Origin of the sequence: Arboricoccus pini (assembly GCF_900187945.1) — a bacterium.
Classification (GTDB): Bacteria; Pseudomonadota; Alphaproteobacteria; order Geminicoccales; family Geminicoccaceae; genus Arboricoccus; species Arboricoccus pini.
Genome location: NZ_FYEH01000003.1, coordinates 77339 through 97791, shown reverse-complemented (window position 1 = coordinate 97791; position 20453 = coordinate 77339). Strand labels below are relative to the sequence as shown.

The following is a 20453-nucleotide window of genomic DNA, read 5'->3' as shown; positions in this document are numbered from 1 at the left end:
GATGGGACGGCAATGAGCTTGGCTGAGGCTGGCTTATGTCAAGGCGAATGCCTTAGCCGGGCAGGGGGGCGAACAGGTTGGCGATGTCTTCGTCGGTGAAGCCAAGCTGGCCTGTGCCGCCGCCAAGAACGCCCTCGTAGAGGGCCCGCTTCCTGCCCTGCAGTTCGACCATCTTCTCCTCGACCGTGCCGGCGGCGATGAGCTTATAGACGAAAACGCTCTTTTTCTGGCCGATCCGGTGTGCCCGGTCGGTGGCTTGCGCCTCGACGGCCGGGTTCCACCAGGGATCGTAATGAATCACCGTGTCGGCGGCCGTGAGCGTCAGGCCGACGCCACCTGCCTTCAGACTGATCAGGAAGATCGGCACTTCCTCGGCCTGAAAGCGCCTGACGGGCGTCTCGCGATCCCGCGTCCGGCCGGTAAGCTTGACGAAGGGAATGCCTGCCTCGCTCAGGCCCTCGTCGATCAGATCGAGCATCTCGACGAATTGAGAGAAGACGATGATGCGACGGCCCGTCTCCACCATGGCGGGCAGCATCTCCATGAGGAGCTCGAACTTGGCCGAACCCAGGCTTTCCCCTGGCTCGGCCGCCAGTACGGTCTCCGCCTCGCCGTCCTCGATGGCGTCGAAGAGATCGGCCGTGCGCGGCTGGCGCTTTGGCGCCTTGGCAAAGGAACGGGTGGCTCGACCGCCGGCTGCGGCCGGCTGGATGGGCTCCTCTTCGTCATCAAGGGCCGGGTCGGTCTTTAGGAGGCGGGGATCGCAACAGACCTGGCGGAGCTTGAGGAGCGCTTCCAGGATGGCGATGGACGAGCCCGCCAGACCCTTCTCGTTGATCTCGTCGCGGATCCGATCCGACATGGCGACACGGACCGATTCGTAGAGATCGCGTTGACGCTCGGAAAGTTCGATCTCGCGCAGGAACTCGCTCTTGGGCGGTAGTTCGCCCGCCACCTGCATCTTCTCGCGCCGAAGCATGAATGGCCGGACGCGATTGACCAGGAGGCGCTGGCGCTCCAGGTCGCCTTCCTTTTCGATCGGCGTTCTGAAGATACGGCGGAACTGCTCCCGCGAGCCGAGAAAGCCCGGCATGAGAAAGTCGAAGACCGACCAGAGCTCGCCCAGATGGTTCTCGATGGGGGTGCCGGTGAGTGCCAGTCGCTGATCGGCCTTGAGCTCGCGCGCGGTCTTGGCGAGCTTGGTCGAAGGATTCTTGATGGCCTGGGCCTCGTCCAGGACCAAAAGCCGCCAGTGGCGGGGTACCAGGTGCTCCTTGTCGCGGATGAGGAGCGCGTAGGAGGTCAAGACGATGTCGTGCGCATCGACGTGCCGCCAGAGATCCTTGCGCTCGCCACCATGCAGGACAAGGAGTTCGAGGCTGGGCGCGAATTTGCGTACTTCGTTGCGCCAGGTCGGGATGAGCGAGGTCGGAGCCACGATCAGGACCGGATGGTCTAGCCTGCCATACTGCTTCTCACTGACGATGTGGGCCAGCGTCTGCAGCGTTTTTCCGAGGCCCATGTCGTCGGCTAGGATTCCCGAGAGGCCGCAGGTCGAGAGGAGTTGCAGCCAGGAAAGGCCTTGCTGCTGGTACGGGCGCAAGGTTGCCTGCAGTGCTGCGGGCTGCGGTACCATCGGCAGCTCGCGCGTCTCGCTCAACCGCTCGGCCATCTGCCGGAGCTCGTCGCCGCCCTCCCATTTGAGCGCCTGTTCGGGCAAAGACTTGCGAAGCGCGACGAGGCGGGTCGCCTCCGCCCGGCCGAGACGGAGAATCCCGCTCTCGTCGAGGCGGCCGCCTGCCAGGAGGTCGTAGAGTGCCTCGACCACGGCCTTGAGCCGGGTCGCCGGGATGGGCACGAGGCGTCCGTCGGGAAGCTCGCCATAGATGGTTTGCTCACCCGCCTTCTCCAGGGCGGCCGGCGTCATCGCGTTGGGACTGCGGCGGAAGAGATCCAAAAGAATGGGAAGGAGAGGCACCCGCTCGCCATCGACGTCGATGCCGATATCGAGCGCGAACCAGTCCATGCCGCTGTCGTCGATGTCGATGCTCCAGGTCGAGCGCGGATGCACGACCTTGAAGGGATAATCGTCATCGAAGCTGATCTTCCAGCCCTTGACCTTGAGGTCGGGCAGCACCTCGTCGTTGAAATGGATCCACCGCATGGCGACGTCGTCGTCTTCGTCGCCTTCCTCGAAGGTGAAATCCTGGCGGCAGTTCTCGGGTGCAAAGCGTCCCATGCCGGTCGGACCCAGCGGCTGCAGGCCCAGTCCGTTCAAGGTCTCGATGCAGGACACCTCGAAGACGGTATCGCGCGGCATCACCATGAGCCGCGTGCCAGCCACGTGATTGAGTTCGGTACGGCCGTCCTGCCAGCCCACCTCGTAGCCGCTATAATCGAAGGTTACCCGGGCGAGCGGCAGGTCCATTTCCTGCTCCTCGCGCTTATAGCCCTGGCCGCGGGCATAGATCACGCTCGGGCAATGCAGGTGCAGCATCGGCTGTGGCCGCACCTCGATCCGCTCGCGCCGCTTCAAGGGCTCAGGCAAAGGCAGCATCGAGGCGGTCGGCTGCAGGCGCTGCCGCACGAGCGTTGCAGCCGTTGCCGGAACCGCCGGCGCGCGCAGGAGGTGCTGGGCCAGGCGCTCGGGCACGTCGGTGGTGATGGGGCCAGCCCGATGGGTGGACAGATCAATATACCAAGGGGTGCCGAGGCCGACGACGACAATGTCGTCATTGGTCTCGTCGAGCGTGCAGGTGACGTGCTGCTGGCCTTCGTCGTCGAAGCGCCAACTGAATCGACCCGGCCGAGGGCCGCCATAGCTCAGCGGCAGATTCTGGCCGTTGCGCCAATGACAGCGACCTGTCTCGAGCATGCGACGCAGCGTCTCGCTGTCGGCGGAACCGCCAAGCCGTCGCTGCGGGTGCGACTCGCCACTCTCCTCGTGCTGGCGTCGCGAGGCGCCCGCCAATAGGCGGCCGATGATCTGGTCCTCAAGCTTGATGAAGGGCGGCGGCTCGTCCGCCACCAGCGAGGCCACTGAGATAACCTGCTCGCGACCGTAAATGCCGTCGCCCAGAGAGCGCGCCCGGGATGTGATCACAGCCAAAGGCTGGGCGACGCCGCTCTCGCGCCAGGAACGTTGTGCCGGCTCCAGCAGATAGAGGACGCATTCGCCGCCATCGGCGTGGCCATTCATGGAAGTGAGTTTGGCGGCGCCGGCCACCTGGCTGAGCCAGCTTTCGAGCTCGCCATCCAAGGTGGCGGCGACATCGTCGGGTTCCGGGGCGGCGACTTTGTCCAGCAGGGAAATCAGGGCGGCCGCCGCGTGTTCGCATTCGGAATAGGTGATGCAGGTGCAGGTGCTGGTCAGCCGCACACGGCCGCCCCGGCCATTGGTGACCTTGATGCGAGTCAGATTTGGCGTGCGGCGCTCACCCTTGACCTTGGCGACTACCGACTTGCCATCGCGCTCCACCTCCACGTCGACGACCGCCGCATGGGAGGCCAAATCCTCGGCCTTCAGCCAGATCGCCGGCGGAAATAGACGTTCGAGATCGAGGCGGTTGAACGGAAGCATCGCTATTTATATCGGACCGTATATCGGAGGAGCGCACAGTAGCTAACGATGCGTTAATTTGCATCGCCGCAAAGAATTAAATGAAAAATGACGACTTATACGTCATTAGGCGCTATCGATCAAGCATTCGTTCATATAACGCGCCCTCCAGTACTGGCGTGGAAGTTTGTCGATGCCGCGCGGCACGGCACGCGCAAGCACCTCGTCCCGCACATCCCTTGGTCATCCTTGATCGTCAAATCAAACCATACTTGGTCGGACAATCGACCGACGCACAGCATGCCACCTCTTGCATAGGTTAAACCGCCTGTCACGTGGCCATACGCGAATTGCATACATTTGGCTGCGCAAGTCGGTTGTGATCGCAGCAAGCGTTGCACGCGCGCAGCAATAACGGGCATTGCTTGCCCTTGCGGCGGCGTTCACTAGCATCGGCCGGGCGGGCGATGGTGGGAGCGGAGAGTGGCCGATGAATGACGGGCAAGAGATCGTGCCTTTGGTCGCGGCAGCGCGGATAGAGGCGCGGGTACATGAACTGGCCCAGGCCATCGCCGGCGAGCTGCCTGCGCAATTTACGATGGTGGGTCTTTTGAAGGGCGCCTTCATCTTCATGGCCGACTTGGCGCGCGAGCTGGACGCGGCGGGCTGTCGACCCAGAATCGAGTTCCTGCAGGTATCGAGCTATGGCAGCGGCAAGATCAGCAGCGGCGAGGTCAAGGTCATAGGCGGCCTGCCGGATTCGGTGGGCGGCCGGACTGTGCTCCTCGTCGACGACATATTAGACAGCGGCCGAACCTTGTCCTTCACGCGCGATCTGTTGCTACGCCACGGTGCGGAGCGGGTCTGGACATGCGCTCTTCTCGACAAGCCGTCGCGGCGAACGGTCGTCATCGAGGCGGATTTCGTCGGCTTTGTCATCGATGACGTGTTCGTCGTCGGCTACGGCATCGACTTTGACGAGCAGGATCGCCACCTTCCTTATATTGGCCGATTGGCCTGATGGAGCCCGGCTTGTCCGTCGTCCGGCAACTCGCCGTCGGCTCGCCGGGGCGGTGGCAGGGGATCCTCCGTGCCCTCCTCACCACCGCGGCAGCCCTCATCGCCTATGTCCCGACGCAGACGCTCGGCCTGCAGGAAGGGTTTTGGGCCGCGATCACCGCCATTGCCGTCACGCAGGGCGAGTGGCGTTTGACACGTACGACGGCGAGGGACCAGCTTCTGGGAGCCGCCATCGGCGGCCTCGTCGCGCTTGCCATGGTCCTGGCCGTGGGCCGTCACCTCTGGAGTTACGGGCTCGCAGTCGGTGTCGCTGCCGTTTGTTGCGCCCTGGTCCGCCTGCCGGCCGCAGGGCGCCTGTCTGGCATCACCGCCACCATCGTCCTTCTCGTACCTTCCGGCATCTACAGCGCAGGCGACATAGCCTTCTGGCGCGTCTCGGAAGTCGCATGGGGCGTCATAGTCGCGGTGAGTCTCGTCTGGATCGTCGAGCGATTCCGCGAGTGGGTGGGCGGTGGACGGGGTACACTGCGCTAGCCCTTCAAGGAATGGCACCGCGAGAGGAGATCCGCCTGGCGTGTGGGCTCGGGCAGACGCCGGCCGCCATCGGTGCGCAACACCCAGTCCACGGCCTCGTCGAGTGTGATGCCATGGCCGGCCGATATGAAGAGAGGGCGTACCCCCGTCTTGCTGCGTAGGACGCTGCCGACGATGCGTCGCTTGTGGATCAGGGGGGCACGCGCGCCACGCTCCAGGGCCGGTTCGGCATGGGTGCCGACAAGGCGCGATTTGGCGCAACCGATCGTTGGCAAGCCAGTGATGATTCCCAGATGAGAGGCAAAGCCAAGGCCGGTAGGATGGGCCAGTCCTTGGCCATCGACGACGACGAGATCGGGTGGCCGGGTCAGCATGCCGAGCGCCTCCACGGCTGCTGGCACCTCGCGAAAGGACAAAAGGCCAGAAACATAGGGAAAATCGATGGGACGCACCGCTATCGCGCTCTCGACGAGTTCAAGGGTGCGGGCCGACAGCAGGACGGCGGCGGCGAAGGCCAGGCCGCGCGCCGGGTCGTAATGCAGGTCGACACCGGCCACGTTTCGTACCGGACCATCAAGCGGCCGCTCGCCCAACGAACCCGCGAGTTGTGCCTGGATGGCACGGGCCTCCTCGGCCGTTCTTGGCCACTGGCTCCAGTCATGGGGAGTCATCACCAGGCCGTCACCAAATGCCGCGCCTCACCGGCCAGCCAGGCTTCGGCCGCTGCCCGCCCGGCATCACGCAGGTTACAGACTAGCGACCAATCGGGCACGAAGCGGGTCGCAGGATCCAAGCGGCGGATGGAGTCGCCAGCATTGATCGTCGTGATGCGGTTGCGCCTGAGCTCGCGGAGTTCGCGCGAGAGCAGGCCCAAGGAGGGTGGCAGGAGGGTCTGCAACCGTTCGAGTTCGAGAAGCTCGCGTACGAGCGGTTGGGCAAAGGCCAACTGTGCCACCCTTGCGCGGATCGCATCCGCTCGGCGCGGCACGTCTTGGATCTCGATCGGTTCGATGCGGACGAGCAGGATGGGATGGGCTGGCATGGCACGGGCCAGGGCCACGATCGGCGGGTTGCTCGTGAAGCCGCCATCCCAATAGCTCTCGCCGTCGATCTCGACGGCGCGAAAGAGCTGCGGCAGGCAGGCCGAAGCCATGACGGCCGCAGCCGAAAGCTCGGAGTTCTCGAAGATCTTGAGTGCTCCGCTCTTGGCATTTGTGGCTGCGATCAGGAGGCGGGGAAGGTCCGCCGCGCGCAGTCCCGCAAAGTCGATGATCTGGGCCAGCGCATCGCCCAGGGGATCGAGACCGATCGGATTGAGCTGGTAGGGACTGAAGAGATGCGTCGCCAGCCCCAGGCCGAAGCGCCCGAAAGGACCGGCCGATAGCTGAAGCGGCGTCAGTCCGCTGATCGTGCGCCAGAGTAGATCGAGCGAGGATCTGGCTCCAGCCCGACCGTCGGCCAGGAGGCCCGAAGCCAGTGCCACCGCATTCAGGGCACCAGCCGAGGTGCCGCTGATAGCCCTGATCGTGACGTCCTCCTCGAGGAGGCGGTCGAGCACGCCCCAGGTGAAGGCGCCGTGCGCGCCGCCGCCCTGCAGCGCCAGGCTCAAGGGCGTCAGTCTCACCGACATGAAACTGTGGGCCCGGTGGCGATAGCGGACGGGCAGGTGGATCCGTCAGAATGGCGTCGAGACAGCATCCGCCGCGCCGCAGCCGTTCGTTTAGTGCAGCTTTGGCGACTTCAGCGATCGATCGCGATCCACCGAGGTGATCGAAAGCGTGATCGTTTCGCGGTCGCGCTGGATGGTAAGCGGGATCTCGACGCCGGCCTCGCCCAGATCCCAGGTGGTGCGCCAGAGATCGGCGAGGTCGCTCACCGGCTGTCCGGCGACGGCCAGGATCATGTCACCTTGCTCGAGCCCGGCCTCTTCTGCCGGACCCAGAGGGGCCAGGCCCGCGACAACGAGGCGATCGCTGGCCTCGGTCGCGAAGATGCCGAGCCAGGGACGCGAGGGGCCACTGCGTCGACCATGTCGGCGCAGATCATCGAGGATGGGGGGCAGCAGGTCGATGGGCACAGCCATGTTGCCAGCGGCGGTCTTGTTGTCGCCGGCCTCGGCCTGGATCATCAAGGAGCCGATGCCGACCAGCCGGCCTCGCTCGTCAAGGAGGGCGGCCCCACCCCAGTGGGGATGGGCAGGTGCCGTATAGAGCGCCTCGTCCAGAACATATTCCCAATAGCCTGCAAACTCGCGTTTGCCGATCAGACGCGTCTGCAGGGCCGCAGGTCGGCCGCCGCCGGCTGCCAGCGTGACCTGGCTGCCCACGCCTAGGCCCTTCGTGCTGCCCAGTGCCAGAGGAGGAAGGTCCAGGCGCCCCATGGTCTGGAGCAGCCCGAAACCGCTATCGAAATCATGCCCTAACACATGGGCCGGCACAGCCTTGTTGTCGTGGGAGGTGAGCCAGACGTTCTCGGCCTCGCTCACGAGATACCCGATCGTTAGCACAAGGCCGCTGGCATCGATCAGCACGGCACTTCCGCGCCTCTCGGTTCCTAGCATGGCAGCGGTGTAGGCGTCGTCGGGAATCTCCGCGCGCAGACTGAGGACACTCAAAAGGGTCCTGTCGAGATCGAAGGCCAATGCTTCGGGTTTGGCCTGCAACGTTGCAGGGATCGACCAGTCTTCAGGCATGCGTACGACCTTGAAACCTTCTAAGAGCAAAAGGTTACTCTTGTTTTAAAAGATGGGGTACCTGGGCGGTTTGACCACTCCCTCATTCGGAACGCGGCAAGTTTCTCTCTAGCGGTTGAAACTGATTGTCCCGAATCCCGGCACTTTGACGGCGGGGCCGAGCGGGTTAATGCCGAAGACCATGCCTAGGATATTGATCTCCAGGCCCTCTTCCTTGGCAAGGGTCATGCCAAGGAGGCCGGCCAGGGAAAATTGCACGCCCGTACCGCTGGGCGCCATGGCGAACGGCATGAAATAGGGCAGGAAGTCCTTGCCGACGGCATTCGGGGGCATCGCCGTCCGCAGTTCCGGCACCTGGCGCAGAATGCTGGCGATGAACGTGTTGGAATTGGGGCCGGGCCAGGTCACGTAGGAATAGCGGTAGGGATAGGCCGCGATGGCCGCCCTGATCTTGGGGATGGCCAGTTCGGCGGCCGGACCCGTAGTATGCGAAACGATCATGGGCTTGTTGCCCGCCCAATAACCGTCGGGCACACGCATGTCGCGGCGGATAGCCGGACGGTCCTGGCCGATGCCCCAGCCGGCGACGTCGTAGCGTTCGTAGGCCTTCGCATTCTTCTCTTTCAAGATGATCCAGCTATGCACGGCGAAGGCGCCCTTCCAGCCATAGGTGCGCGCGGCATAGACTTGGACGACGGCATCCTGGTAGGTCGCCGGATCGGGTGCTTGCCCGCTGCTGTCCCATCGCCGCTGACTCCAATGCTGGGCCTCGGAGCTGTTGAGGTACCCATAGGTCAAGGGGCCAGCCAGAAGACCGACAACCAGGATCAGAACGAATAGGAGCATGCGGCGCAGACATGTCATGGTTTTTGCAAGATGCGCATGCGGCCACGCCGGCGCAATCCCAACCCGGCATGTCGCTTGCCCATGGATCGCATGCCCGCGAGGCTGGCGGTTCAGCCCGAAAGGAGTTTTAACGTGGCACTGCTGTTCTTCAGCGAGGGCGATGATCCGGTGATGTGGCGGGAAGCGCTGCTCAAGCATGCGCCGGATCTCGATTTCCGCGAGGTTGACACGATGGGCGACGCGGCCGAGATCGAAACGGCGCTCGTTTGGCGGCCGCCCGCCGGACTTTTGGCCAAGCTGCCAAATCTGAAAGCGATCTTCTCCCTTGCTGCGGGCGTCGATGCGCTTCTCGCAGATACATCGCTGCCGCCCGTGCCCATCTGCCGTATGGTCGACCCGTCTTTGACGACGACAATGACGGAGTACGTGCTGCTCGGCACCCTCCGCTATCTGCGTGAATTCGACATCTTCGAGGCGCTCGCCAAGGAAGGGAAATGGGAGTGGCGGATGCCGCCCGCGCCCCACGAACGCAAGGTCGGCATGATGGGGCTGGGGGTGCTCGGCACCGATGCGGCTTTGGCGCTGCAGCGTCATGGCTTCGAAGTCAGCGCCTGGAGCCGCACGCCGAAATCGCTGGCTGGCATAGTCTGTCACTCGGGCGCCGACGGGCTGGATCCGTTCCTCGCCGATCTCGACATCCTGGTCTGCCTTCTGCCGCTGACGGCAGAGACGAGGGGCATCCTCGATGCCGAGCTGTTCGCTAAGCTCAAGCCTGGCTGCCGTTTGATCAACGTTGCTCGCGGTCCGCATCTGGTCGATGACGACCTTCTGGCAGCCCTTGAAAAGGGGCAGATCGCGCATGCGACGCTGGATGTCTTCCACAAGGAGCCGCTGCCGGCGGATCATCCCTTCTGGCGGCACCCGAAGATCACGGTGACACCGCATATCGCGAGCAATGGCCGGCCGGAGACCGCCGCCAAGACAGTGGTTGAAAACATGGAACGCCTGGCGCGTGGCGAGCCGCTCGCCAACGTCGTCGATTTCGACCGAGGCTATTGAGCGCGCGGATCGTCATCGCCAGTCCCGGGAGCGGTAACGGGGCCCGGGACTGGTAGGTGGGCGCCAACTCTCCTGTTCGGGTTTGAGACAAACTCTCGAAAACGTGCGTCGCGACGATCCTGAGGCTGGCGCGACGGGCAGGATTGCGGCCCGTCGCCCGGTTCGTCGACGGCCGCGATCCTCGGCATTGATCGAACATCATCGAACTTTCCCGCGAGCGGCGGATTGCATGTGGCCGCATGCACGACTATTTCCGCTGGAACCGTGCCGATAGGCTGTGCGCGGTATGAGAAACTGGCGGGGATCGAAGAACATGGCGGCACCGCCAAGCGGCAAGGGCGAGCCCATTACCGACAAGCGGCAGCTCGTCGAGTTCCTTGCCTCTGGCGCGAAGCCGCCAGCCGCCTTCCGTATCGGTACCGAGCACGAGAAGTTCGCGTTCACGCGGGAAGATGGGCGGCCGCTGCCTTATGCGGGCCCGCGCGGCATCCGCGCCTTGCTGGATGGCCTGGCCCGGGAGTTTGGCTGGACTCCGGTTCTTGAGAACGACCAGCCGATCGCCCTGATCAAGAATGATTGCAGCATCAGCCTCGAGCCTGGTGGTCAGTTCGAATTGTCGGGAGGCCCGCTTGAGACGCTGCACCAGACCTGTAGCGAGGTGACGACGCATCTGGAGGAGGTGCGCAAGATCGCGGATCCCCTGAGTATCGCCATGCTGGGCATGGGCTTTAATCCCAAATGGCGGCGCGAGGATATCCCTTGGATGCCCAAGGGCCGCTATAAGATTATGGGGGAATATATGCCCAAGGTCGGCAAGCTCGGCCTGGACATGATGCTGCGGACCTGCACCGTGCAGGTCAATCTCGACTTCGCCAGCGAAGCGGACATGGTCAGGAAATTCAGGACCAGCCTGGCCCTGCAGTCGATCGCGACCTCGCTTTTCGCCAACTCACCCTTCGTCGAGGGTCGCCCTAACGGCTTTCTCTCCTATCGCAGCTGGATCTGGACCGATACGGACAATGACCGCTGCGGCGTGCCGCGCTTCGTCTTCGAGGACGGCATGGGATTTGAGCGCTATGTCGAATGGATGCTCGATGTGCCCATGTACTTCGTCTATCGCGAGGGACGTTATATCGATTGCACCGGTCAGTCCTTTCGTGCCTTCCTCGATGGCAGGCTGCCGCAGTTGCCGGGCGAGCGCCCCTATCTCAGCGACTGGAGCGATCATCTGACGACCGCTTTTCCTGAGGTGAGGCTGAAGAAGTTCCTCGAGATGCGCGGCGCCGACGCGGGCTCATGGCGGAGCCTTTGCGCCCTGCCGGCCTTCTGGGTGGGGCTGCTCTATGACGAGACGGCGCTGGACGAGGCGGAGGAACTTGTGCGCGATTGGAGTGTGGGCGAGATCGAGGCTGTCCGCCTCGCAGTCCCCCGCCAGGGCCTGAAGGCCAAGGTTGGCAAGCGTAGCGTCCACGAGGTTGCAAGGGACGCGCTCGCCATCGCCAATCGGGGCCTGATCCGCCGCGCCCGCGTTAACTGGGAAGGTGCCGACGAGACGCGCTATCTGCGTCGCCTGGAGGAGGTTGTCGAGACCGGTCGCACGCCGGCCGAGGTCAAGCTCGCGAGCTTCAACGGCGCCTGGGAAGGCCAGATCGACAAGGTCTTCAGCGATTACGCCTACTAGGTCCTGGATCTGTCCCGCGCGGGCAGCTTGGCCGCCAGATAGTGGCCGCGGCGGCAGCCTTCCCCGCATGATCGCCGCGCCTGGGCGGCGGCTAAGGGTGATCGATTTGGAACGCCGCTGATCTTCGCGCCCGACCCGCTCGGTATCACCGCGCGCCCATCTTCTTGCCTCAGGAAGGTTGGTGCCTCGCCGGTCGCGAAGTGTCTCTCGCGGATCTCGATCGCTGTGCCACGCCTAGGCTGGATGCAGCATTGCCCGCCAAGCTGCCATGGGGCTGGGAAGAGCGGGACAACCCGTTGCGCCTTCTCAGAAGGACCGTAGCCCGAGGCCTCCTCGAGCCGCTTCGCGCCTTGCTTCATCGGAAGATCATCCCCGGCCCAGGACTCGAGCTCACAGCTCGTGGCGAGCGTCCAGTGTCTCACATCGCGATTTCGCATGGAATGCGTTCCTGAACCGTTGATCTATCGCAATGCACGGTCCAGCCGGCGATGGTATTGCTGCCTGGTTCTATTGGGCGGCAAACACGGAAACGAGCGGCTATGTCATCGTCTGTGAAGCTTGCGCGACGGGTGGGCAGGACGGAGTCCGGTTTCATCGCCGCCTGGGCGTTTTGTTTGATCTTCTATTTCGCGCAATATGCCTTGCGTTCGGCGCCGGGTATTATGATCCCCGAATTGACCGGCACGTTCGGGCTGTCGGCACTCGGCGTCAGCACGCTGGTGGGCCTTTATTACTACACCTATTCGACCTTCTCGCTGGTCGCCGGCGCCGCGCTCGATCGCTACGGTGCAAAATACGTCATCCCCGCTGGAATCCTGGTGACGGCGTTGGGCGCGATCCTTTTCGGCCTGGGCTCCGTCACCGGCGCGGAACTGGGTCGCCTGTTGCAGGGCGTCGGCTCCGCCTTCGCCTTCACCGGTGCTGTCTATCTGGCCACGCACGGTTTTGCCGCGAGCTCGCTGGCGACCGCCGTGGGCTTCACCCAATGCTTCGGCATGCTGGGGGGATCGGCCGGGCAGTTCGCCGTCGGGCCGCTGATCCATGGCGTGGTGAGTTGGCAGCTCTTCTGGATCCTGGCCGGGATCGTGCTGATCGCGATTGCCCTCCTGGTGTGGTTCACGACGCCCGGCGGGCATGACGAGCACCCGGGCGGATCGAACTCGCTCTGGTCGGCGTTGCGGCCCTACAAGGTCGTGCTCTCCAACCCGCAATCCTATCTTTGTGGGTTCGCGGCCGGCCTGCTGTTCTTGCCCACCACGATCGGTGATATGATTTGGGGCGTGCCGTTCCTGCGCGAGGGCCTGGGCGTCGACTACGCGGCCGCCGTCAATCGCGCAACCATGGTGCCGTTAGGCTGGGTGATCGGCTGCCCGCTGCTCGGCTACATTGCCGACAAGATCGGTCGGCGCAAACCCGTGCTGATCGGCGGTGCAATCTTGATGCTCGCCGCCGCCGCGATCATCGTCTACCTGCCGCACCTGGCGCCTCCCTATGTTCTGGGCCTCGTCCTCGGCATCGGCTCGGGAGCGGCGATGATCCCCTATTCGATGATCAAGGAAGTCAATCCGGACGAAGTAAAGGGCAGTGCCACGGGCGCCATCAACTTTCTCGTCTTCACTTTCAGCGCCCTGCTCGCGCCAGCTTATGGCTGGCTCTTGAATTACCTTACAGACGAAGGCGCGCGCACACTCGGCACGTTCCAAGAGGCGAGCGTGGTCGGAATGGCGTCGATCGTCATTGCCATCATCCTGTCCTGCTTCATCCGGGAAACCGGTGCGGCGGTTACGGTAGCGCGGAGGAGCGGCCGATGAGCGCTCGCCTTCATGATATGAGCCCTGTCGTCGACATGACGAGGCGGCGTGCCGTCGGGCCCGCCCGTTCGGCTCACCCGGTCTATCTGGACCATCTGCCACCATGCAATCAGGCTTGCCCGGCCGGCGAAGACATCCAGGGCTGGCTGAGCCTGGCGCAGGCCGGCAAGTTCCGCGAGGCCTGGGAACATTTGGTGCGTGACAATCCGCTGCCCGCGGTGCATGGCCGGGTCTGCTATCATCCTTGCGAAAGCGGCTGCAATCGCGGCGAGCTCGATACCGTGGTCGGCATCCATGCCGTGGAGCGTTTCCTAGGCGACAAGGCGACCGAGGAGGGCTGGACCATTCCGGTCGCGGGATCCAGCGGAAAGCGGGTGCTGATCGTCGGGGCCGGGCCCAGCGGCTTGTCGGCGGCCTACCACCTGGCCCGGCTCGGGCACGCGGTGGAGATCCACGATGCGGGGCCGCTGCCGGGCGGCATGCTGCATTTCGGGATCCCAGCTTATCGCCTGCCGCGCAATGTCCTGATGCAAGAGATCCAGCGGATCGAGGCGATGGGCGTGAAGATCGTTCTCAACCACAAGGTCGAGGACATCCTGGCGGAGAAGAAGGCGGGGGGCTTCGATGCCGCCTTTGTCGCGATCGGCGCGCAGGCAGCCAAGCACATCGACATCCCGGCGCGGGACGCCGCTCATGTCATCTCGGCGGTGAACCTGCTGCACGACGTCAGCGCCGGTGCGGCGCCGCGCCTCGGCCGCCGCGTGGTGATCTACGGTGCCGGCAACACGGCCATGGATGCCGCTCGGACCGCGAAACGCCTGGGTGCGGAGGAAGCGCTGATCGTCTTCTTCTCCGACCGTTCGCATATGCAGGCACACGCATTCGAGGCCGAGGAGGCGCTGAGCGAAGGCGTCAAGATCAGGTGGCTGAGCAGCATCCGCGATATCGGTGATACCGACATCAAGGTCGAGCTGATGGCTCTCGACGAGAAGGGGGTGCCGCAACCCACCGGGCGGTTCGAGACCCTGCAGGCGGATGCCGTGATCCTGGCCGTCGGCCAGCAATCGGAGAGCCGCTTCCTCGCCAATGTGCCGGGCATCGAGGTTGAACCCGACGGCACTGTGCGCGTCGGTGACGACATGATGACTGGTGCCGAGGGTATTTTTGCCGGCGGCGACATGATTCCCGGCAATCGGACGGTGACCACGGCGGTGGGTCACGGCAAGAAGGCGGCTCGGCATATCGATGGCTGGCTGCGACACGCTGCCTACGCGGCACCCGCCAAGCATCCCGGCATTTCCTTCGCCGACCTGCATTTGCCGATCTACAGCGACGCCGTCCCGTCCCGCCAGAACGAGATTCCGCCGGCGCTGCGCGAGGGATTCGCCGAAGTCACCGCCGGGCTGAATGAGCGGGAGGCCCTGCACGAAGCGCGTCGCTGCCTCTCCTGCGGCAATTGCTATGAATGCGACAATTGTCTGGCCGCCTGCCCGGAAGATGCGATCATCAAGCTCGGCCCCACCAAGGGCTATCGCGTCGACATGACACTTTGCATCGGCTGTGCCGCCTGTTTCGAGCAATGCCCCTGTCACGCCATCGACATGGTCCCCGAGCGGATCTGAAGGACGCATCCATGAGCACCCGGACCACGATGGACGGCAACACCGCCGCCGCCTATGTCGCCTATCGCGTCAACGAGGTCTGCGCGATCTTTCCGATCACGCCTTCCTCCACCATGGCGGAACTTGCCGACCAATGGATGGCCGAGGGCAAGCAGAATATCTGGGGCAACATCCCCGTCGTGCAGGAGATGCAGAGCGAAGGGGGGGCCGCCGGCGCGGTGCATGGCGCCCTGCAGTCAGGCGCGCTGACCACGACCTTCACAGCCTCCCAGGGCCTGATGCTGATGCTGCCGAACATGTACAAGATCGCCGGGGAACTCACCGCCACGGTGTTCCATGTGGCGGCGCGTTCGCTCGCCACGTCGGCGCTGTCGATCTTTGGTGACCATTCCGACATCATGGCGGTACGGACGACCGGCTTTGCGCTGCTCTCCTCGGCCTCGGTGCAAGAGGCGCACGATTCGGCGCTGATCGCCCAGATGGCGACGCTGGAGGCGCGCGTGCCATTCGTGCATTTCTTCGACGGCTTTCGCACGTCGCACGAGCTGAACACGCTGGACCTGCTCTCCGACGCGGAGATCCGGTCGATGATCGACGACGACCTCGTGCGCGCCCATCGTGCCCGCGCGCTGAACCCCGAGCATCCGTTCATCCGCGGCACGGCGCATAATCCGGACACGTATTTCCAGGCGCGCGAGGCGGTGAATCCCTATTATGCGGCGGTGCCCGGCATCGTCGAGCGGGCGATGCAGCGTTTCGGTGCGATGACGGGCCGTCACTACTCGCTTTTCGAGTATGAGGGCGACCCCGAGGCCGAGTATGTCCTGATCTTGATGGGTTCAGGTGCCGAGACTGCGCGCCAGACCGTGACCACCCTGCGCGCTGCAGGCGAGAAGGTCGGCGTGCTGCAGGTTCGCCTGTTTCGTCCTTTCTCGGTGGAGCATTTCCTTGCGGCGCTGCCCGACACGGTGCGCCGCATTGCCGTCTTGGAGCAGACCAAGGAGGTTGGTGCCACGGGCGAGCCGCTCTATCAGGACGTCGTGACCGGCCTGGCCGACGCCGTGGCGCGCGGGCATCGGACGACGCTGCCTTTGGTGATCGGCGGCCGCTACGGTATTTCGTCCAAGGATTTCACGCCGGCCATGGTCAAGGCCGCGATCGGGGCGCTGAAGGCCAACGCGCCGCGCAAAGACTTTACGGTCGGTATCGATGACGATCTGAGCCACACGAGCCTGCCGATCGATCCGACATTCTCGATCGAGGACCCATCCTCCACGCGCGCCGTCTTCTACGGCCTAGGCTCGGACGGAACGGTCGGCGCCAACAAGAATAGCGTGAAGATCATCGCGGAGGATGCCGGGCTCTACGCCCAGGGATATTTCGTCTACGATTCGCATAAATCCGGCGCCCAGACGATCTCCCATCTGCGCTTCGGACGCACGGCGATCAAGGCGCCCTATTTGATCGCGACGGCCGGATTCGTCGCGTGCCACCAATTCGTCTTCCTGCAGCGCCAGGACCTTTTGCACGTAGCGTCACCCGGCGCGACCTTCCTGCTGAACGCGCCCTATCCGGCCGAGGAGGTGTGGGATCACCTGCCGCGGCCGGTGCAGCAGGCGATCATCGACAAGAAGCTACGCTTCTTCGTCATCGATGCCTCCGCCGTCGCGCGCCAGGTAGGGTTGGGCATGCGGACGAACACGATCCTGCAGACCTGCTTCTTCGCACTCTCCGGCGTGTTGCCGCGCGACGAGGCGATTGCCCATATCAAGGAAGCGATCCGCAAGACCTATGGCCGTCAGGGCCAGATCGTGATCGACAAGAACTTCGCCGCGGTCGATGCCGCGCTCGCCCATCTGCATGAGGTAGCAGTACCGGGGAACGCCAGCAGCGCCATCGCCATGCCGCCGCTTGTGCCGTCCAATGCGCCCGATTTCATCAAGTCCGTCACGGCGCGCATGTTCGCCGGGCAGGGCGATGCCATACCGGTCAGCCAGATGCCGGCGGATGGTACGTTTCCTTCCGGCTCCAGCGCCTATGAGAAGCGCAACATCTCCGACATCGTGCCGGAGTGGCGAGACGATCTGTGCATCCAGTGCGGTCAGTGCAGCTTTGTCTGCCCGCACAGCGTCATTCGCGCCCGCTACTATCACGAGGACAGGCTGGCGGCGGCGCCCGAGGGTTTCAAATCGGCCGTGATCAACGCGCGCGGCTATCCGGAAACCCGCTTCTCGCTGCAATTCTATGTCGAGGATTGCACGGGTTGCGGCCTGTGCGTCGAGGCGTGCCCGGTGACCAGCCCGCGCGAGCCCGGGGTCAAGGCCATCAACATGGTCGACAAGCTGCCGATCCTCGAGCGCGAGAAGGCCAGCATCGACTTTTTCGAAACCCTGCCGGTCAATGATCGCGCGCGCGTGGACTTCGCCAATGTCCGGGGCGTGCAGTTCCTGCAGCCGCTCTTCGAGTTTCCGGGTGCCTGTGCCGGCTGCGGCGAGACACCCTATCTCAAGCTGCTGAGCCAGCTCTTCGGCGACCGGATGCAGGTCGCCAACGCGACCGGCTGCTCGTCGATCTATGGCGGCAACCTGCCGGTGACCCCTTGGACCAAGGACCAAGAGGGGCGGGGCCCGGCCTGGTCGAACTCGCTCTTCGAAGACAATGCCGAGTTCGGCCTGGGCTTTCGCCTCGCGGCCGACAAGCATCTGGAGCTCGCGCTGAAACTGCTGGCGGAACTGTCCGACAAGGTCGGGCCGGAGCTGGCGCAGGCCATAGCCGCCGCCCCGCAGATCGAGGAATCGGACATCCGTGCGCAGCGTATCCGGGTCGCGGAACTGAAGACCAAGCTGCTGGCGCTGCCCGGCGAGGCGGCGGCTGAGGATCTGCTCTCCGTCGTCGATCACCTCGTGCGGCGGAGCATCTGGCTGGTTGGCGGCGATGGGTGGGCCTACGACATCGGCTATGGCGGGCTTGACCACGTCCTGGCCTCCGGCCGCAATGTCAATGTCCTGGTGCTGGACACGGAGGTCTATTCCAACACCGGCGGCCAAGCCTCCAAGGCGACGCCGCTCGGGGCTGTCGCGAAGTTCGCCGCCGCCGGCAAGCGCACGGCGCGCAAGGATCTTGCCTTGCAGGCGATCGCCTACGGCAACGTCTATGTTGCGCAGATCGCCATGGGCGCCAATGCACAGCAAGCCCTGGAAGCGTTCCGCGAGGCGGAGGCTTATGAAGGGCCATCGCTGATCCTTGCCTACAGCCATTGCATCGCGCATGGCATCGATATGCGCTTTGGCATGAAGCAGCAGGATATGGCGACCGCCAGCGGTTACTGGCCGTTGTTCCGCTTCAACCCGACCATGCGCACTGTAGGCGAGAACCCGTTCCGGCTGGATTCGCCGCGCCCCCACGTCAAGCTGCGCGATTATGCCTACAAGGAGGTGCGCTACCGCTCGCTGGCCCAGACGCGCCCCGCCGAGGCCGAGGCCGTGCTGGCTGCGGCGCAGCGCGTCGTGGATGAGAAATACCGCCAATATGAAGATCTCGCTGCCCGCGATGGCAGCCGCTTCAATCCGGGTGAGGAGCAATCCGGGGCACCGGCGTGATGGCGGTCGTTCCAGGCCGGCACCGCCGTGGCCGCGTCCTGCGGCAAGAAGGGGACGCGGTCGTGGGGCGCGAGCCGGCATGCGGCCATACCGCCCGGACTCGCGGTCGGCACCAGGCGCTCCCGACTTCCTTGCCGGGCCCTGGCCGCACAGCTCCTCGACCTTTGCGTGGCGCAAGAAAGCCTAAAGCCGCAGGAACCTGTCAATGTCATTGACGACGCAATATCTCGGTCTGACGCTAAAGAACCCGCTGGTCGCGTCCGCGGCGCCGCCGAACGCGCATCTCGACCACCTGCGCCACCTCGAGGATGCCGGGGCCGCTGCCGTGGTACTGCCCTCGCTGTTCGAGGAACAGATCGAGGCCGAAACGGCGCTTGAGGCCCAGATCTATGATCTCCACGCCAACAACTCGCCCGAGGCCACGTCCTATTTCCCGGAGCCGATTGCCGGGCCCTACGGTGTGGGTCCCGATGCGTATCTCGATCTTGTTCGCCGCGCCCGGGCCGCGCTGTCCATCCCGGTGATCGCCAGCCTGAACGGTGCGACAGACGCGGGCTGGACCAACTATGCGCAATTGTTGCAGCAGGCGGGCGCGCAGGCGATCGAGCTTAATGTCGCCCTCGTTCCGATCGACATCACGCTCGACGGGCGCGAGGTTGAGGAGCGCATCTTGCACATCCTGGCATCGGTGCGCCGGGTCGTGAACGTGCCCGTCGCGGTGAAGCTCGGGCCCTTTGTCAGTTCGCTCGGTCATTTCGCCATGCGCCTCGTCGAGGCAGGCGCCGACGGGCTCGTCCTGTTCAACCGCTTGGTCCAGCCCGATATCGACATCGTGCGGCTGGCGTTTGATACCCACATGCCGCTCAGCCGGCCGGAGGAGATGCGGCTGCCGCTCTTGTGGATCTCGCTGTTGGCCGGGCGTCTGAAAGCCTCGCTCGCCGCATCGACGGGGGTGGATCGTGCCGATGACGTGGTGAAGGCTCTGCTAGCCGGCGCGGACGTCGTCATGACGAGCTCTGCCGTGCTGCGCTACGGCCCGAACTGCCTGAGCATCTGGCTTGATGACCTCCGAGCCTGGATGACGGCGCGCGATTTTAAGGACATCGCCGAGCTACGCGGCCTGATGAGCGGGCAAAAGTTGCCAAATAAAGAGCTCCTTGGCAGGCCAAGCTACATGAAGATGCTGGGTGATGCAGTGATGCCGTCATGATCGCGACCCGGAAAGGCATGTAAGCGATCCACCGTTATGGCTGGTCGGGCGGAAGCGGCTCACACGCTGTTCAAGGTCGTCAGGGGATCATGACGGCTCATCATGCTATAAAATCAGAGCCTGGCGGCGTCCGCCAACAACGGCATCTCTCGGCATAAGATTTGTGCCGGTCTCCATTGCGTCCAGCTCTCGGCATGTTGGCAAGCCCTGCCACCAGCTAGGCAAGCAGCGGTTCCAACCGGCGTTCCATGTAGGTGGTCCCAGTGCCGTAGCTGGCCGTCTTGGCGGCGAGTGCGGCGTCGTCCAGGACTGGCGTGAAGCCGTGTCGTGCCCAATAGCGGGGCGCGTCATAGACGGCGATCAGCGCCATTTCCCTCAGGCCCAGCGCCCGGGCATGGATCTCTAACTTGGCCATGAGCGCCACGCCCGCACCCAGGCCGCGGGCGGGCGGCAGGAGTGCAACGTCGTGCACATAATAGGTCTCGGGCGGCGTTGGCAGGCTGCCTAGAGGCAGGTTCAAGTGGGGTGGCTGGCGGCGGAGCCAGGGATGGCTGACGCAGTAGCCCATGATGCCGGCGGAGAATTCGAGCACGTGGCAGCCACGTGGCCAGAGATGCCATCGTTCGAGGAAGACTTCGTCACTCTCGGGATAGTCGGCGTGCACTTCGTCGCCGATGGCGCATACCTTGATGGTATCCGCCATCAGCATCGGTCGCCATCGCCAGTCGCTCATGTCTCATTTCCGCGTGGTTGCCGAAGATGGGCGTCTCTCTCGTGCCCCGGTGCCGCTAGCCCAGGCCGGGCACGGGCTGGACGTGCC

Annotated in this window: 14 protein-coding genes; 8 read left to right on the top strand and 6 right to left on the bottom strand. The window is 64.3% G+C overall.

The genetic code is table 11. The features are described from left to right. Positions 1-52: 52 nt before the first annotated feature. Positions 53-3580, bottom strand: a complete 3528-nt coding sequence (locus tag CFB17_RS19570) for a DEAD/DEAH box helicase (RefSeq protein ID WP_088560343.1) — start codon at positions 3578-3580, stop codon at positions 53-55. Between the two features lie 469 nt (positions 3581-4049). Between CFB17_RS19570 and hpt the strand changes: the two genes are divergently transcribed. Together hpt and CFB17_RS05140 are read left to right on the top strand one after the other, a co-directional pair. Next, entirely contained in the window at positions 4050-4580 is a 531-nt protein-coding gene (gene hpt, locus CFB17_RS05145; protein ID WP_088560342.1) for a hypoxanthine phosphoribosyltransferase, read from the top strand. 11 nt (positions 4581-4591) lie between these two features. Continuing rightward, positions 4592-5113: an FUSC family protein gene (locus tag CFB17_RS05140; RefSeq protein WP_165769436.1), complete on the top strand. Its 522-nt coding sequence runs from the start codon at positions 4592-4594 to the stop codon at positions 5111-5113. Here CFB17_RS05140 and CFB17_RS05135 read toward each other — a convergent pair. The 4 genes from CFB17_RS05135 to CFB17_RS18970 form a co-directional block, all read right to left on the bottom strand. Next, positions 5110-5784 carry an endonuclease V gene (locus CFB17_RS05135; RefSeq protein ID WP_088560340.1) on the bottom strand — a complete coding sequence of 225 codons (675 nt, stop codon included), beginning with the start codon at positions 5782-5784 and terminating at the stop codon, positions 5110-5112. The two genes, CFB17_RS05140 and CFB17_RS05135, sit on opposite strands and share 4 nt — an antisense overlap. After that, a complete protein-coding gene (locus tag CFB17_RS05130; protein ID WP_088560339.1) occupies positions 5784-6743 on the bottom strand; it encodes a patatin-like phospholipase family protein in 960 nt (319 codons plus the stop codon). The genes CFB17_RS05135 and CFB17_RS05130 overlap by 1 nt, the downstream gene beginning before the upstream one ends. 90 nt (positions 6744-6833) lie before the next feature. Further along, positions 6834-7805 carry a S1C family serine protease gene (locus CFB17_RS05125; protein WP_088560576.1) on the bottom strand — a complete coding sequence of 324 codons (972 nt, stop codon included), beginning with the start codon at positions 7803-7805 and terminating at the stop codon, positions 6834-6836. A gap of 108 nt (positions 7806-7913) precedes the next feature. Beyond that, positions 7914-8651 carry a DUF3750 domain-containing protein gene (locus CFB17_RS18970; RefSeq protein ID WP_165769435.1) on the bottom strand — a complete coding sequence of 246 codons (738 nt, stop codon included), beginning with the start codon at positions 8649-8651 and terminating at the stop codon, positions 7914-7916. A 132-nt stretch (positions 8652-8783) separates the two neighbouring features. Between CFB17_RS18970 and CFB17_RS18965 the strand changes: the two genes are divergently transcribed. The 6 genes from CFB17_RS18965 to CFB17_RS05090 all read left to right on the top strand — a co-directional run bounded on the left by CFB17_RS18965 (position 8784) and on the right by CFB17_RS05090 (position 19633). Beyond that, positions 8784-9710 carry a 2-hydroxyacid dehydrogenase gene (locus CFB17_RS18965; RefSeq protein WP_133063842.1) on the top strand — a complete coding sequence of 309 codons (927 nt, stop codon included), beginning with the start codon at positions 8784-8786 and terminating at the stop codon, positions 9708-9710. A gap of 313 nt (positions 9711-10023) precedes the next feature. Next, entirely contained in the window at positions 10024-11391 is a 1368-nt protein-coding gene (locus tag CFB17_RS05115; protein ID WP_088560337.1) for a glutamate--cysteine ligase, read from the top strand. 539 nt (positions 11392-11930) lie between these two features. Then, positions 11931-13202 (top strand): MFS transporter, encoded by a 1272-nt coding sequence (locus CFB17_RS05105; protein WP_088560335.1) that lies wholly within the window; start codon positions 11931-11933, stop codon positions 13200-13202. Beyond that, complete coding sequence (locus CFB17_RS05100) at positions 13199-14824, top strand: NAD(P)-binding protein (protein WP_088560334.1); 1626 nt, start codon at positions 13199-13201, stop codon at positions 14822-14824. Before CFB17_RS05105 ends, CFB17_RS05100 begins: the two co-directional genes overlap by 4 nt. An 11-nt stretch (positions 14825-14835) precedes the next feature. Further along, on the top strand, positions 14836-18423 hold the full coding sequence (nifJ, locus tag CFB17_RS05095; RefSeq protein WP_165769434.1) for a pyruvate:ferredoxin (flavodoxin) oxidoreductase: 3588 nt from the start codon (positions 14836-14838) through the stop codon (positions 18421-18423). 205 nt (positions 18424-18628) lie between these two features. Beyond that, positions 18629-19633: a dihydroorotate dehydrogenase-like protein gene (locus CFB17_RS05090; RefSeq protein ID WP_088560333.1), complete on the top strand. Its 1005-nt coding sequence runs from the start codon at positions 18629-18631 to the stop codon at positions 19631-19633. Positions 19634-19850: 217 nt separating this feature from the next. On the opposite strand, the gene CFB17_RS05085 is transcribed toward CFB17_RS05090, so the two are convergent. Then, positions 19851-20366 carry a GNAT family N-acetyltransferase gene (locus CFB17_RS05085; protein WP_088560332.1) on the bottom strand — a complete coding sequence of 172 codons (516 nt, stop codon included), beginning with the start codon at positions 20364-20366 and terminating at the stop codon, positions 19851-19853. Between the last annotated feature and the right edge of the window lie 87 nt (positions 20367-20453).